This window comes from Sphingomonas floccifaciens, from assembly GCF_042681125.1.
GTDB classification, from domain to species: Bacteria; Pseudomonadota; Alphaproteobacteria; order Sphingomonadales; family Sphingomonadaceae; genus Sphingomonas; species Sphingomonas floccifaciens.
This window is the reverse complement of record NZ_JBHUFC010000002.1, coordinates 848,913-863,669: the sequence shown is the minus strand read 5'-3', so window position 1 is coordinate 863,669 and position 14,757 is coordinate 848,913. Positions and strand designations below refer to the sequence as shown.

General features: G+C 63.5%; 12 protein-coding genes. 7 read left to right on the top strand and 5 right to left on the bottom strand.

The annotated features are described in order from the left end of the window. Nucleotides 1-32: 32 nt before the first annotated feature. A complete protein-coding gene (locus ACFSC3_RS06860) occupies nucleotides 33-662 on the top strand; it encodes a carbonic anhydrase (protein WP_380939639.1) in 630 nt (209 codons plus the stop codon). A gap of 47 nt (nucleotides 663-709) precedes the next feature. On the opposite strand, the gene ACFSC3_RS06855 is transcribed toward ACFSC3_RS06860, so the two are convergent. From ACFSC3_RS06855 to carA, 5 genes are all read right to left on the bottom strand, one after another. Continuing rightward, nucleotides 710-1,351: a rhomboid family intramembrane serine protease gene (locus ACFSC3_RS06855; RefSeq protein ID WP_380939638.1), complete on the bottom strand. Its 642-nt coding sequence runs from the start codon at nucleotides 1,349-1,351 to the stop codon at nucleotides 710-712. 86 nt (nucleotides 1,352-1,437) lie between these two features. Next, nucleotides 1,438-1,914: a transcription elongation factor GreA gene (greA, locus tag ACFSC3_RS06850; protein ID WP_380939637.1), complete on the bottom strand. Its 477-nt coding sequence runs from the start codon at nucleotides 1,912-1,914 to the stop codon at nucleotides 1,438-1,440. A 78-nt stretch (nucleotides 1,915-1,992) separates the two neighbouring features. Next, a complete protein-coding gene (carB, locus tag ACFSC3_RS06845; RefSeq protein WP_380939636.1) occupies nucleotides 1,993-5,325 on the bottom strand; it encodes a carbamoyl-phosphate synthase large subunit in 3,333 nt (1,110 codons plus the stop codon). Nucleotide 5,326: 1 nt separating this feature from the next. Then, the gene (locus tag ACFSC3_RS06840) at nucleotides 5,327-6,163 is read right to left on the bottom strand and encodes a ribonuclease E inhibitor RraB (protein ID WP_380939635.1); all 837 of its coding nucleotides are present in this window, start codon (nucleotides 6,161-6,163) and stop codon (nucleotides 5,327-5,329) included. Continuing rightward, nucleotides 6,160-7,332: a glutamine-hydrolyzing carbamoyl-phosphate synthase small subunit gene (carA, locus tag ACFSC3_RS06835; RefSeq protein ID WP_380939634.1), complete on the bottom strand. Its 1,173-nt coding sequence runs from the start codon at nucleotides 7,330-7,332 to the stop codon at nucleotides 6,160-6,162. Before carA ends, ACFSC3_RS06840 begins: the two co-directional genes overlap by 4 nt. A 99-nt stretch (nucleotides 7,333-7,431) precedes the next feature. Here carA and ACFSC3_RS06830 point away from each other — a divergent pair, with 99 nt between their 5' ends. The 6 genes from ACFSC3_RS06830 to ACFSC3_RS06805 all read left to right on the top strand — a co-directional run bounded on the left by ACFSC3_RS06830 (nucleotide 7,432) and on the right by ACFSC3_RS06805 (nucleotide 14,697). After that, the gene (locus tag ACFSC3_RS06830) at nucleotides 7,432-7,884 is read left to right on the top strand and encodes a GatB/YqeY domain-containing protein (protein ID WP_380939633.1); all 453 of its coding nucleotides are present in this window, start codon (nucleotides 7,432-7,434) and stop codon (nucleotides 7,882-7,884) included. A 40-nt stretch (nucleotides 7,885-7,924) separates the two neighbouring features. After that, complete coding sequence (gene dnaG / locus ACFSC3_RS06825) at nucleotides 7,925-9,730, top strand: DNA primase (RefSeq protein WP_380939632.1); 1,806 nt, start codon at nucleotides 7,925-7,927, stop codon at nucleotides 9,728-9,730. Between the two features lie 168 nt (nucleotides 9,731-9,898). Continuing rightward, the gene (gene rpoD / locus ACFSC3_RS06820; protein WP_380939631.1) at nucleotides 9,899-11,947 is read left to right on the top strand and encodes an RNA polymerase sigma factor RpoD; all 2,049 of its coding nucleotides are present in this window, start codon (nucleotides 9,899-9,901) and stop codon (nucleotides 11,945-11,947) included. Nucleotides 11,948-12,175: 228 nt separating this feature from the next. Next, a complete protein-coding gene (locus ACFSC3_RS06815) occupies nucleotides 12,176-13,045 on the top strand; it encodes a hypothetical protein (RefSeq protein ID WP_380939630.1) in 870 nt (289 codons plus the stop codon). Between the two features lie 101 nt (nucleotides 13,046-13,146). Further along, nucleotides 13,147-13,812, top strand: coding sequence for a DUF6975 family protein (locus ACFSC3_RS06810; protein WP_380939629.1), 666 nt, complete (start codon nucleotides 13,147-13,149; stop codon nucleotides 13,810-13,812). Nucleotides 13,813-13,851: 39 nt separating this feature from the next. Continuing rightward, a complete protein-coding gene (locus ACFSC3_RS06805) occupies nucleotides 13,852-14,697 on the top strand; it encodes an AAA family ATPase (protein WP_380939628.1) in 846 nt (281 codons plus the stop codon). Nucleotides 14,698-14,757 lie beyond the last annotated feature (60 nt).

Here is a 14,757-nt window from a genome sequence, read left to right as displayed (position 1 = left end):
GCCTGCGGGCCGCCAACCGATAGAGGAATTCGATGACCCACTTCTCCGATCTGGTCGACGGCTATTACCGGTTCCGCGGCGGCGAATGGCTGGAGGAACGTGAGCGCTGGAGCGAACTCGCGACCGGTCAGAGCCCGAAGGTGATGATCATCGCCTGCTCCGACAGCCGCGTCGATCCCGCGACGATCTTCGGCTCACGCCCCGGCGAGGTGTTCGTGGTGCGCAACGTGGCAGCATTGGTGCCGCCGTTCGATGCCTCAGGCGGTCTACACGGCGTGTCGGCCGCACTGGAATTCGCAGTGACCAAGCTGCAGGTCGAGGAAATCCTGGTTCTCGGACACGGTGCCTGCGGCGGCGTGAATGCAGCGCTGACGCAGAGCCTGGCCGATGCCAAGCCCGGCGAAGGTGGCTTCGTCGCCGAATGGATCGGCCTGCTCGATGACGCGCGGGAGAAGGTCGTGTCGGAGCATGGCGTTTCCGAGGCTGGCCAGACCGCGCTCGAGCAGGAAGGCGTGCGCGTCTCGATCGCCAACCTCAAGACCTTCCCGTTCGTGCAGAAGGCTCTGGACGACGGCACCCTCAGCATTCACGGCGCAGTCTTCGCCCTCGCCGACGGCAAACTCCGCGTGCTGGAGGACGGCGACAGCTTCGTTCCCGCCTAAAGTCCGGATCGAGGTCGGGCGCTTACGGAGAGGCGCCCGGCACCGCTTCAGGCCTTTCGCCACCGCCAGAGAAGCAGGGGGCGGCAGAGCGCGACGCCCAGGATGAACCCGCCGATATGCGCGGCTGCTGCGATCGGCATCCCCGCCTGCAGGCTCAGCACCCCCATCGCGAGATTGAGCAGCGTCCACGCGGCCAGCAGCCACAGCACATGCAGCAGCCACGCCGGGATCGGCCCGACGTCCTTCGTCCGCTGCCGTCCATAGAGCAACGCATAGGCGCCCACGATCGCGGAAGCGGCGCCGCTCGCGCCGATCATCGGCACCGGCGATCCAGGCCCCACCGCCCATTGCGCTAGGCAGGCGGCATAGGCGCCCAGCACATAGAGCACGACCATCCCGCGCCCGCCCAGCGCACGCTCGACCCCGACACCGCAAAAGACGAGCGTGACGAGGTTGAACGCCAGGTGCAGCAGGCCCCCGTGCAGCACGGTCGACGTCAGCGGCGTCAGGATATTGGGAACCAGCCCCGGCGCCTCGCCCGCGAAGCCCATGCTCGCACGCGCCGGAATGAAGCCGGCGGCGAGCGCGGTGTACTGGCTCAGTCGGAAAATCATGACAAACAGGCTGATCGCAGCGGTCAGCACCGCGATCGTCACGGTGGCCGGGGCTACTCTATACCAGTATCTCACGCAGCCCTCTTCGCCCTTGGCACTCGGTACAATCGAGCGGCGCCGGGATCACGCGGTCGCCGCGGATGCCCGGACAACGCGGCGGATCAGATGAACTCGATCTTGTTGACCAGATAATAGCGGTCGCCCGCCGGCACCGACACTTCGACCTCGTCCTCGACGCGGCGCCCGATCAGGGCACGGCCGAGCGGCGAGTTGTAACTGATCCGGCCGGTCTTCGCATCCGCCTCGGTCTGGCCGACGATCTGGTAGCGGATCGGCTTGTCGTCCTCGTCCAGCAGGGTCACGGTCGCGCCGAACACGATCTTGTCGCCCGACAAGTCCTTCGGGTCGATGATCTGCGCGCGGTTGAGCTTGTCCTCGATATCGGCGATCGACGCCTCGATCTGGCCCTGCCGTTCCTTCGCCGCGTGATATTCGGCGTTTTCGGACAAGTCGCCGTGGGCGCGCGCTTCCTCGATCGCGTCCACGATCTGCGGCCGCTCTTCTTTCAGACGCTTCAGATCGGCGTGGAGCTTCTCATAGCCCTCGGCCAGCATCGGCATCTTCTCGACGGTCGCCATGTCCTATTCCTTCAAACGCCCCTTTCCCCAGACGGGCTTCCCTGAAAGCCCGCCCGCACATCAACCAGCTTGTGGGGATCAGTTGTGCGACTGCGAATAATAAGACTGTAGCGGACGTACTTCAAGGGAGGCGCCGCTGAGCGCCGCGATCGACCGCGCCGCCGCGACGGACGCCGAAGCCGTGGTGAAATACGGCACCTTTTGCGCCAGGGCCGACTTGCGGATGTCCTGGCTGTCCTTCAGCGATTGCCACCCCTCGGTCGTGTTGAACACCATCGCCACATCGCCGTCGCGGATGCGATCGACGATGTTCGGGCGACCCTGCGCGACCTTCAGCACCGGCTCCACGGTCACACCGTTCGCCAGCAGATAATCGGCAGTGCCGCCGGTCGCGATGATGTGGAAGCCCTGTTCGGCCAGGATACGGGCGCCGGGCAGGATCACCGGCTTGTCGCTGTCCTTGACGCTCACGAAGACGGTGCCGCTTTTGGGCAGCACGACGCCTGCGCCGAGCTGGGCCTTGGCAAAGGCGATGTCGAAGTCGCGATCGATCCCCATGACTTCGCCGGTCGACTTCATTTCCGGGGAGAGCACCGGGTCGACGCCGGGGAAGCGGTTGAACGGGAAGACCGCTTCCTTGACGGCGATATGCCCGTCCGCCTTGTTGATCTTGGGCAGGTCGACCAGCTTCTCGCCCGCCATCACGCGCGATGCGATCTTGGCGATCGGCGATCCCACCGCCTTGGCGACGAACGGCACCGTGCGGCTGGCCCGCGGGTTCACCTCGATGAGGTAGACGACGCCGTCCTTTACCGCGAACTGGATGTTCATCAGCCCGACGACGCCTAGCGCACGCGCGAGGCTGTCGGCCTGACGCTCGATCTCGGCGATCACGTCCGCAGGCAGGCTGTACGGCGGCAGGGTGCAGGCACTGTCGCCCGAATGGACGCCGGCTTCCTCGATGTGCTGCATGACGCCCGCGACGACCACGTCGGCCCCGTCGCAGATCGCATCGACATCGACCTCGATCGCGTCGCGCAGATAGCTGTCGATCAGCACCGGCGAATCGCCCGACACCTGCACCGCGGTCTGGATATAGTTGTCGAGTTGAGCGACGGTATCGACCACCTCCATCGCGCGTCCGCCGAGCACATAGCTCGGGCGCATCAGCACCGGGTAGCCGATGCGTTCGGCCACCGCGATCGCTTCCTCGCGGCTGCGTGCGATGCCGTTGGCCGGCTGCTTCAGGCCCAGCTTGGCGACGAGCGCGGCGAAGCGCTCCCGGTCCTCGGCCAGGTCGATCGCGTCCGGGCTGGTACCCAGGATCGGGATACCGGCATCCTCCAGCGCCTTGGCGAGGTTCAGCGGCGTCTGCCCGCCGAACTGGACGATCACGCCGACCAGCTCGCCCGATTGCTGTTCGACATGCAGGATTTCCAGCACGTCCTCGGCGGTCAGCGGCTCGAAATAGAGACGGTCCGACGTGTCATAGTCGGTGCTGACCGTCTCCGGGTTGCAGTTAACCATGATCGTCTCGAAGCCCGCGTCGGCCAGCGCGAAACAGGCATGGCAGCAGCAGTAATCGAACTCGATCCCCTGCCCGATCCGGTTCGGACCGCCGCCCAGGATGACGATCTTGCGCCGATCGGACGGCATCGCCTCATTCTCTGGCTCGCCGAAGCTCGGCGCTTCGTAGGTCGAATACATATACGGCGTCTTGGCGTCGAATTCGGCCGCGCAGGTGTCGATCCGCTTGAAGACCGGACGCACGCCCAGCTTCAGCCGGTGCTCGCGCACCTCGTCCTCGGTCACGCCACCGGTCATCGCCTTGACCGCCTCGTGGATCAGCCCGGAACCGCGCGCGATGCCGCGCTGCATGCCGCGCAGATTGGCCGATTGGAGCGCGAGCCACGCGAGCCGCTTGTCGCTGAAGCCCATCGCCTTCAAGCGGCGCATACCGGCGGCTTCGATGGGCAGCCCGTTGGCGCAGACTTCCTTTTCCGCCTCGACGATCTCGGCGATCCGCTCCAGAAACCACGGATCGAACTTCGCGATCGCGTGGATTTCGGCGACCGTAAAGCCTTCCCGCAGCGCTTGTGCCGCGACCAGCAACCGGTCGGGCGTCGCGACGGCCAGTGCCGCTTCGATCTCCTCGCGCGGGCGGCCGGCAATCCGGTCGACGGTGTTGAAACCCGACAGGCCGGTTTCCAGCCCGCGCAGCGCCTTCTGCATCGATTCGTGGATGTTGCGGCCGATTGCCATGACCTCGCCGACCGACTTCATCGCCGTGCCCAGCGTCGCTTCGGCACCCTTGAACTTCTCGAAGGCGAAGCGCGGGATCTTGGTGACGACATAATCGATCGTCGGCTCGAACGACGCCGGCGTCGCGCCGGTGATGTCGTTGGTGATTTCATCGAGCGTGTAGCCGACCGCTAGCTTCGCCGCGACCTTCGCGATCGGGAAGCCGGTGGCCTTGGACGCCAGCGCCGACGATCGGCTAACGCGCGGATTCATCTCGATGACGATCAGGCGGCCGTCCTTCGGATTGACCGAGAACTGCACGTTCGAACCGCCCGTTTCGACACCGATTTCCCGGAGTACCGCGATCGATGCATTGCGCATGATCTGATATTCCTTGTCGGTCAGCGTCAGCGCCGGCGCGACGGTGATCGAGTCGCCCGTGTGGACGCCCATCGGGTCGATATTCTCGATCGAGCAGACGATGATGGCGTTGTCGTTGCGGTCCCGCACGACCTCCATCTCATACTCTTTCCACCCGAGGAGCGATTCCTCGATCAGCACTTCGGTGGTCGGCGACAGATCGAGGCCCTTGCGGACGATCTCGACGAACTCCTCGCGGTTGTACGCAATGCCACCGCCGGTGCCGCCCAGCGTGAAGCTCGGACGGATGACGGCGGGCAGCCCGGTATATTCCAGCCCCTCCAGCGCCTCTTCCAGCGTGTGGGCGATGGCCGAGCGGGCGCTTTCCAGCCCGATCTTGGTCATCGCTTCCTTGAACTTCTGGCGGTCCTCGGCCTTGTCGATCGCTTCGGCATCGGCGCCGATCATCGTGACGCCGAACTTCTCCAGCGTGCCGTCATGGAACAGCGCCAGCGCGGTGTTGAGCGCGGTCTGCCCGCCCATCGTCGGCAGGACGGCGTCGGGCCGCTCCTTCTCGATGATCTTGGCGACGACTTCGGGCGTGATCGGCTCGACATAGGTCGCGTCGGCCAGGTCCGGGTCGGTCATGATCGTCGCCGGATTGCTGTTCACGAGGACGATGCGATAGCCCTCTTCCTTCAGCGCCTTGATCGCCTGCGTGCCCGAATAATCGAACTCGCACGCCTGCCCGATGATGATCGGACCCGCGCCAATGACGAGGATGGAGGAGATGTCGGTGCGTTTGGGCATGTCAGTTCTTCTTGGCCCCAAATAATTTGCTTAACAGAGATTTTGGCTGCGGCGTCGCGATTGGGTCAGGTTCCGGGGCTTCCGGGCTCACAACGAACGTCTCCCACCCATCATACTTTACACCGTGCGTTTCTGCTGTAGCGACAAGAACCGGCGTCAGGCTTTTGAAACTATCCAGATCAACGGCGGTGTTAGTTGTCAGTACCACTCCCTCTGCCTCATCAAGCCAATGATCGATCGCAAATCCCCATGGGGTGAGATCTGCGATCAGTGCCTCGAGAGCATTGGTGGCCCCGTAGAACCAAAAATCTGTCTTTCGCGCCGCCGTGCCGTCGTCACCGTTCTTACTAAGGTTTGAAATTACGCTCATATCCCCACTTAACTGCCGGTCGGTAGCGGACGGAGTGATGAGGTCGATGAGGTCGCTATGGTCGAGAGGCGTATCAGTGCTAAATGAATACCCTTCAACCTTCACCGATTTGAGCATCCTCTCGAAATCGACAGGCTCAGCATGCGCATAAATTAAACGTCGTTGACCTTCGCCAGAGACGCTCGCAACATGAAAGACGGCGAAATTACATCTTTCGAGCTCATGAGCCAGCTTGTCTTCTATGGGATAGATCCGGTCTGTGTATTGTGGCAGTCCATTATCAAAAAAGATGCTGGAGTCCGCCTTGCACGATACTACCGAGAGCAAGCCAGCTTTTAGCGCTTCGCTGACGACGGGGTCCCCGTTGCGTACGAGGATGATCAACGGATAACCGTCCGTGCTCATCCTTTCGAACAGCATCCATTGATCGGCCTCACCCGCCACGGTTGAACCGGGAGAAAGGGTCACTTCAGCGAACCCACAAACCGCTCGAACAGATAGAAGCTATCCTGCGGTCCCGGGCTCGCCTCGGGGTGGTACTGGACCGAGAACGCCTTGCGGTCGGTCAGTTCCAGCCCGGCGTTGCTGCCGTCGAACAGCGACACATGCGTCTCGCGCGCGTTGGTGGGCAGACTGTCGCGTTCGACCGCGAAGCCGTGGTTCATCGACGTGATTTCGACCGCGCCATCCTTCAGCCGCTTGACCGGGTGGTTGGCGCCGCGGTGGCCTTGGAACATCTTGGTCGTGCGTGCGCCGACCGCGAGCGCGAGCAGCTGGTGGCCCAGGCAGATGCCGAACAGCGGCTTGGTCGTAGCCAGCAGCTGCTGGATCACAGGCACTGCGTACTCACCGGTCGCGGCGGGATCGCCGGGGCCGTTCGACAGGAAGATGCCGTCGGGGTTCAGCGCCATGATCTCGTCGTAGGTCGCCGTCGCCGGCACCACCGACACCTTCGCACCGGCCTGAACAAGATTGCGGAAGATGTTGTGCTTGCTGCCGTAATCGATCGCAACGACGTGCGGGCGCTGCCCTTCGTCCGCCGCGCCGTACCCGAAGCCCAGCCGCCACACGCCGCCAGCGCGATCCTCGCCCCAGCCGCCATGCGTTTCGCGCGTCACGGCCTTGGCGAGGTCCATGCCCTCCAGCCCCGGCCACTCGCGCGCCATCTGCTGAAGCAGCGCAATGTCGAAGTCACCCGTGGCCGAATGCGCGATCACGCCGTTGGGCGCGCCGCCGACGCGGATGCGGCGGGTCAGTGCGCGGGTGTCGATGCCCGACAAGCCGATCCGCGCGTGCTTCTTCATCCAGTGATCGAGATGTTCGGCCGAGCGGAAGTTCGACGGCGCGGTCACGTCCTCGCGCACGATCATGCCCAGCGCGTGGGGGTTATCGGCCTCCACGTCGTCGGGGTTCGCGCCGACATTGCCGATGTGTGGAAAGGTGAAGCAGATCATCTGGCCCGCGAACGACGGGTCGGTCATGATCTCCTGATAGCCGGTCATCGCGGTGTGGAAGCACACTTCGCCGACCGCCTGGCCCTCGGCGCCGAAGCCTCGGCCCCAGATCACCTCTCCGCTTGCCAGGACGAGAACGCCCGTGGCTCCATCGGGGACGTGCGAAAAGGTGGCGTCGGCCATGATCGGCGGGCACTCCGGTTTGGTTTGCAGCAATGTCGCTAAGTCGCGGCGGCTACGCCCCCTCGCCCCATCCGTCAACCGGCGGTATGGGCTTCTCCCATGATTCGTGACGACATCAAAGCCGCCCAGATCGCCGCCATGAAGGCCGGCGACAAGGATTCCCGCAACGCGATCAGCCTGATCCAGGCCGCGATCAAGAACCGCGACATCGAAGCGCGTACCGGCAAGGCGCCGGACAGCGACGACGCGCTGGTGGTCGAAGTGCTGCAGAAGATGGTGAAGCAGCGCCGCGAATCGATCGAGATGTACGAAAAGGGCGGCCGCCCCGAACTCGCGGCGGCGGAAGCGGCCGAAGTCGCGGTGATCGAACGCTTCCTGCCGGCGGTGCTGTCGGATGAAGAGACGACCGCGGCGATCGAGGCGATCAAGACCGAGATTGGCGCATCGGGCATGAAGGACATGGGCCGCGTGATGGCGGAGCTGAAGACGCGCCACGCCGCGAACCTGGACATGGCCAAGGCAAGTGGATTGGTGAAGGCCGCGCTCGCCTGAACCCTTCCCCCCGGGGCATTGGATGAGATAAGGAAGGCGGGTGAGTCTCTCGCCCGCCTTCCTAGACGAACTGCGTCACCGCACGACCTTGTCGAGCCTGATCGGCAAGACGACGAAACTGCAAAAGGCCGGCCGCGAATTTCGCGCCTGCTGCCCCTTCCACAACGAGAAGAGCCCGTCCTTCTACGTCAACGACGACAAGGGCTTCTATCACTGCTTCGGCTGCGGCGCGCATGGGGACGCGATTCGCTGGCTGACCGACAATCGCGGTCTGCCGTTCATCGACGCGGTTAAGGAGTTGGCCCAGGCCGCCGGGCTCGACATGCCGGCGATGGATCGCAAGGCCGCAGAAAAGGCCGAGCGCGCTAAGGGGCTGGTCGAAGCGATGGCCGATGCGGCCGGCTGGTTCACGAGCCAGCTTCAAGGCATCGCCGGGGGCGACGCGCGCTCTGTTCTGGAAAAGCGCGGCGTGAAGCCCGAGATAGCCACCGCCTTTGGCATTGGCTTCGCGCCTGATTCGCGCGGCAAGCTGAAGGACGCGCTGAAGGACTATGGCGATCCCATGCTGGTCGAGGCCGGCCTGCTGATCGCCGTGGACGGCAAGGCGCCCTATGACCGATTCCGCGGGCGGTTGATGATCCCGATCCGCGATGCGCGCGGACGCGTGATCGCGTTCGGCGGGCGCATCATCGGCGAGGGCGAGCCGAAATATCTGAATTCGCCGGAGACGCCCCTCTTCGACAAGGGGCGGACGCTCTACAACATCGACCGTGCCCTGCCCGCCGCGCGCAAGTCGGGCCGCGTGATCGTGGTCGAGGGCTATATGGACGTGATCGCGCTGGCGCAGGGCGGGATCGACGAGGCTGTCGCCCCGCTCGGCACTGCGCTGACAGAGCATCAGATCGAGCGGCTGTGGCAGATGGCCGACGTGCCCATCCTGTGCTTCGACGGCGATACCGCGGGGCAAAAGGCCGCGATCCGCGCCGCGCAACGGGCACTTCCGCTCCTGAAACCGGGCAAGAGCCTGGCCTTCGCCACCCTGCCCCAGGGGCTCGACCCCGACGATGTGATCGGTGCGGGCGGGCGCAAGGCGTTCGAGGGCATATTGAACCGCGCGCGGTCGCTCGACGAGTTTCTTTGGGTGAGCGAATTCGGCGCGATCTCGCCGATGGCGGGGCCGGACGAGCGCGGCAGCCTGCTGCACCGGCTCAATCAGATCGCCGACACGATCGCCGATCCGATCCTGAAATCTCAGTACCGAGACGCGTTCCGCGAGCGTTTCTACGGCGTGTTCGGCAGCAAGGCGCAGCGTTTTTCCGTCGTCCAGGCCGCATCGGAGCCGGTACAGCGCCCGCGCAAGGGCCTCGCCTACACGATCCAGCGCGCCGTCCTCCTGGGGCTAATGCGCTATCCCGAAGTGCTCAAGGCACGCATCGAGGATGTCGTCGATCTGCCGCTGGGTTCTCGCAACCTTATTGAGCTACGCGACCGACTTGTAGAGATCGCTTTTCATGCGTCACCGTCTGAAATAGCAGAAATCACGCATGATATTTTGGCGACAACATTTAACTTGGACATTGAGCCCCGTTCTTACTTGGATGACCTCGCGTTTACATTTTATTTTCAGCGCGACGTTTTCCCCGAGGCTCGCGGCGACCTTGATCGCCTAATTGATTTACTTATCGAAGAGCAACTGGCGAGACGAGCAGCGGCGCTGGTCAATGCAGATATCGAACGCGACCTGACTGAGCATAATTTCAACCAGCAGCAGGAAAAGCTTAGGGCGATCGACGATGCTCGGTCCCGGCTCGCCGAGTGGGTCGACCAGTTCCGGACGGCCGCTTGATCCTGGCGTGTCGCCGACCCATATCGGCGGCTGTCCGGACGAAATAATCGCCCCATTCGCAACCAGTCGAACGTCGCGAACGTCCAAATTGGCCGTGCGATCCTTGCAGTCGCCGGGAAAATCTATCAATGGCGGTAAAATAGCCGCCATCTGAGCTGAGGGTAATTGATGGCTAAGTCCAACGGCGGCGGCAACAGCGGCGGCGACGACATGACGATCGACACGGGTGACGCCCCGCTGATCGACCTGAACGAAGGGTCGCTCAAGAAGCTCGTCGCGCGCGCCAAGAAGCGCGGCTACATCACTGTTGACCAGCTGAACGAGATGCTGCCGCAGGACCAGATGTCCAGCGAGCAGATCGAGGACGTCATGTCCGCGCTGAACGACATGGGCATCAACGTCGTCGAAAACGACGAGGCCGGCGAAGATGAGCCTGCGCAGGAAGAAGATTCGTCCGACGATGCCGAATCGTCCGACGACGGTTCCGACGGCAGCCAGACGTTCGAAGTCGCCAAGAAGAAGGAGACGGTCGATCGCACCGACGATCCCGTCCGCATGTACCTGCGTGAGATGGGAGCGGTCGAGCTGCTGTCGCGCGAAGGCGAGATCGCGATCGCCAAGCGGATCGAGGCCGGCCGCGACACGATGATCCTGGGGCTGTGCGAATCGCCGATCACCTTCAACGCGATCATCGGCTGGTCGACGGCGCTCAACGAAGGCACGATGCAGCTGCGCGAGATCCTCGATCTCGACGCGATGCTGTCCAAGGGGCCGTCCGCCGAACAGGTCGAGGGCGCCGAGGACGATGATTCGGGCGAGATCAGCGAGAAGACCGCGGGCGCCAGCTTCAAGGAAGAGGAAGAGCCCGAGGAAGCCTCCGCTGATGGCGACGACGACGACATGACCGAGCGTCGTGCGCCGCGCCCGAGCGATGACGAGGAAGAGGACAACACCCTCAGCCTCGCGCAGATGGAAGAGACGCTCAAGCCGCAGGCGCTCGAGAAGTTCGCCAACATCACGTCGATCTACAAGAAGTTCGGCAAGATCCAGGAGCAGCGGCTCGACGCGATGGCCGCCGGCGGCGAATTGTCCGCGGCCGAAGAGCGCAAATATCACAAGCTTCGCGAAGAGCTGACGGCCGAGGTGGAGAGCGTCCAGTTCCATCAGGCGAAGATCGAATATCTCGTCGACCAGCTCTACAGCTTCAATCGCCGCCTGACCGCGCTCGGCGGCCAGATGCTGCGTCTGGCCGAGCGCCACAAGGTGCCGCGCAAGAGCTTCCTCGACGCCTATGTCGACCATGAGCTCGACGAGAATTTCCTGTCCGCCAACGCCAAGACCGACAAAAAATGGGCCGCCTTCGCCGCCAACGAAGGCGCTGCGGTCGACCGTATCCGCACCGAAATCTCTGAGATCGCGCAGCAGACCGGCATGGCGCTCAGCGAGTTCCGTCGCATCGTCAACATGGTGCAGAAGGGCGAGCGCGAGGCGCGGATCGCCAAGAAGGAGATGGTCGAGGCCAACCTGCGCCTCGTGATTTCGATCGCGAAGAAATACACGAACCGCGGCCTGCAGTTCCTGGATCTGATCCAGGAGGGCAACATCGGCCTGATGAAGGCGGTCGACAAGTTCGAGTATCGGCGCGGCTACAAGTTCAGCACCTATGCGACGTGGTGGATCCGTCAGGCGATCACCCGCTCGATCGCCGACCAGGCGCGGACCATCCGCATCCCGGTCCATATGATCGAGACGATCAACAAGCTGGTCCGCACGAGCCGCCAGTTCCTGCACGAGCAGGGCCGCGAACCGACACCGGAGGAAATGGCGGAGCGCCTCTCTATGCCGCTGGAGAAGGTGCGCAAGGTGATGAAGATCGCCAAGGAGCCGATTTCGCTCGAAACGCCGATCGGCGACGAGGAGGATTCGCATCTAGGCGACTTCATCGAGGACAAGAACGCGGTCATCCCGGTCGATGCTGCGATCCAGGCGAACCTCAAGGAAACGGTCACCCGCGTCCTCGCCTCGCTCACGCCGCGCGAGGAGCGCGTGCTGCGTATGCGCTTCGGCATCGGCATGAACACCGATCACACGCTGGAAGAGGTCGGCCAGCAATTCTCGGTGACGCGTGAACGTATCCGCCAGATCGAGGCAAAGGCGCTGAGAAAGCTGAAACATCCGAGCCGTAGCCGGAAGATGCGGTCGTTCCTCGATCAGTAACGCATCTCTGCGCTGCACAGGGTCAGACGAAGTGATGGGGCGTCGTGGGGACTACCACGACGCTCCTTTAGCTTCCGGACGTCGTCGCGTTAGAGCCACGATGGTTCCTTTTGGACTTGAGTTTGTCAGCTATCGGTCCCAAATTCCTCTTTCGATAAGATAATCACGCGCCTGAGCCATTCGGCACGCGATGTGACTTCCGGGAGTGGTTCGACGATCATGCAGGCTGTGACGGCATCGGATCTGGTGCGTCATTTCGGCGCGTGGCGCGATCGTGCCATGAATACGCCGGTCTACATCCACCATCACGGCAAACCGAAGCTCGTCCTGACATCGGTGGATTTCATCGATGCTCTCTCCGCAGCAAAGGCGCCGGGCGGGACGAACGATGCCGCAATGGCGACCTTGCTCGAGATGATCGACGCAAGTGTGGTGGTCACCGATCAGGCTCTCATGGTGAACGGCACCAATGCGCTGGCGCGGCAGCGGATAGGTCGAGCGGATTGGCAGGGCCTGCCCTTGGCGGATATCGTTCCGGAGGCAGTCCGCCCCTTCCTCCTTCGTGCGGCAGACGTGACATTGGCCAGCGGCCAGGTCGAACGCCTGCATCTACGCCTGGGTGACCATGGCGAACGCAAGGTCGATGTGGCGATCTATCCGTTTCAGGATGGTGTCTGCATCATCGGCCGCGACCAGACGGCTCCACAGGCGCTGGCTCTGGCCCAGGCGCATGCCCGTATTGTCGACGAGATGCTTGGTTTGATCGGCACGACCGCGTGGGTGCGGATGAATCCGCGTGGCTATGTCACGGATGTATCGAGCGCATTCGAAGCCATGACGGGACTGCCGCCCGAGGCGTGTCGCCACGTGCGATTGCCGACATTGTTCGACCCAGCTACCCATGCCTTCGTCGATGCGGCTCTGGACCGCGCGATCGATTCGATGGCGAACGGCATTACTTCGGCGCGACTGCTAACCTCGTCCGTGCGGGCTGTGCCGGTTCGGGTGGCGATCTCCGGAAAGCTGCTGCGAATGTCCGAGGACGCGGTCATCGCCACCATCTCTTTGGACGCGGCCGCGTTACCCACATCAAGTTAATCGCCCATCAACCTCATCTTTACGCGGTTCGGTATAGGCTTTCATGCAAGGTCAAATGTGTCGGCAGTCGTCGACGCGTTCGAGCAAGGTGGTGAAGGTCGATGATTCTGGAAGCGGTAGAAAGCGAACGGGCCGTCGCGGCATGGAGCGCGGTGACGTCACTCGTCGACGCGGATGGAACCGGCGCCGAAGCCTATGGCGCATCGCTTCTCGCTCCTGACGCTGCGACGCGTGATCTCGCCGACTTCGTCCATTGTCTCTGCCTGCTGCATGGTCGGCAGCCGGGACTGGTCGATGCGGCCGCGGCCCGCCCCCTGACTCCCGGCACCGAACCGTGGCTGATCAAGGCGGCGGACGCCTTCGCTGGCGAGCGGGCCATGCTCGTTCGACTGGTCGCCGCGGTCGGCCCCCTCCCGAGCACCCCAGGCCAGGCCGAAACCGAAGCCGCGATCGCGGCGCAGCGTCATGCGCTCGACATGCTCGCCGCCTCCGATCGTCCCGGTTGCCCGATCGGCGCAGCGCTCGCGCTGATCATCGACTGGGCGGCGATTCGCAACGTGCTCGACGCCGTTGCGGTCCGCCTCGGCCTCGATCTTTCGCCATCGACGCTGCCATCCACGGACGATGCTGCCGCACTGGTCACGCAATTCGCCGGAACGGCTGCGTTCGAACGGGCGATGCTGTTCGGATCGCAGCAGCTTCTCGCGCAGCATCATGCGCTGTGGCAGCTGCTCGAAGCGCGTGCGGCGGCACGGAACGACGCCTGACGGCTTGGCGGGTCGCCGACGACCCGCTACGCCATCCCCATGCGCTTCGATGGTACCCAGAATTACGTTGCGACCGATGACCTGAAGGTTGCGGTCAATGCCGCTGTCACGCTCCGGCGGCCCCTGCTGGTCAAGGGCGAGCCCGGCACCGGCAAGACCGTGCTGGCGCAGGAGATCGCCAAGGCGGTCGGCGCGCCGCTGATCGAGTGGAACGTCAAGTCGACGACGAAGGCGCAGCAGGGCCTGTACGAATATGATGCGGTCGCCCGCCTGCGCGACGGCCAGCTCGGCGATCCGCGCGTCCACGATATCGGCAATTACATCCGCCGCGGGAAATTATGGGAGGCGTTCACCAGCCCCGAATTGCCCGTCCTGCTGATCGACGAGATTGACAAGGCGGACATCGAATTTCCGAACGACCTGCTCCAGGAACTCGATCGCATGGAATTCCATGTCTACGAGACGAAGGAGACGGTCCGCGCGGTCGAGCGGCCGATTGTCGTCATCACATCGAACAACGAAAAGGATCTGCCCGACGCGTTCCTTCGTCGGTGTTTCTTCCACTACATCAAATTCCCCGACCGGGAGACGATGCAGGCCATCGTCGACGTCCACTTTCCCGGCATCCAGAAGCTGCTCGTGTCGCGCGCGATGGATGTCTTCTACGAACTGCGCGACGTGCCGGGGCTGAAGAAGAAGCCGTCGACCAGCGAACTGCTCGACTGGCTGAAGCTGCTGCTGCACGAAGACATGCCGCTGGACGTCCTCCAGAACCGCGACCCGACCAAAGCGATTCCGCCGCTTCACGGCGCGCTCCTCAAGAACGAGCAGGATGTGATGCTGTTCGAACGTCTGGCCTTCATGGCGCGACGGCAGGGTCGGTAGGGCATAGCCTCGCGTGAGATGATTGAATTTGGTGTGTTCTCGCTAACCCTCTGGCAATCA

What these genes read in the sequence shown, in the direction of transcription:
- ACFSC3_RS06860 (WP_380939639.1), top strand. Translation starts at nt 33, where the DNA reads ATGACCCACTTCTCCGATCTGGTCGACGGCTATTACCGGTTCCGCGGC.
- greA (WP_380939637.1), bottom strand. Translation starts at nt 1,914, where the DNA reads ATGGCGACCGTCGAGAAGATGCCGATGCTGGCCGAGGGCTATGAGAAG.
- carB (WP_380939636.1), bottom strand. Translation starts at nt 5,325, where the DNA reads ATGCCCAAACGCACCGACATCTCCTCCATCCTCGTCATTGGCGCGGGT.
- carA (WP_380939634.1), bottom strand. Translation starts at nt 7,332, where the DNA reads ATGGCCGACGCCACCTTTTCGCACGTCCCCGATGGAGCCACGGGCGTT.
- ACFSC3_RS06830 (WP_380939633.1), top strand. Translation starts at nt 7,432, where the DNA reads ATGATTCGTGACGACATCAAAGCCGCCCAGATCGCCGCCATGAAGGCC.
- rpoD (WP_380939631.1), top strand. Translation starts at nt 9,899, where the DNA reads ATGGCTAAGTCCAACGGCGGCGGCAACAGCGGCGGCGACGACATGACG.
- ACFSC3_RS06810 (WP_380939629.1), top strand. Translation starts at nt 13,147, where the DNA reads ATGATTCTGGAAGCGGTAGAAAGCGAACGGGCCGTCGCGGCATGGAGC.
- ACFSC3_RS06805 (WP_380939628.1), top strand. Translation starts at nt 13,852, where the DNA reads ATGCGCTTCGATGGTACCCAGAATTACGTTGCGACCGATGACCTGAAG.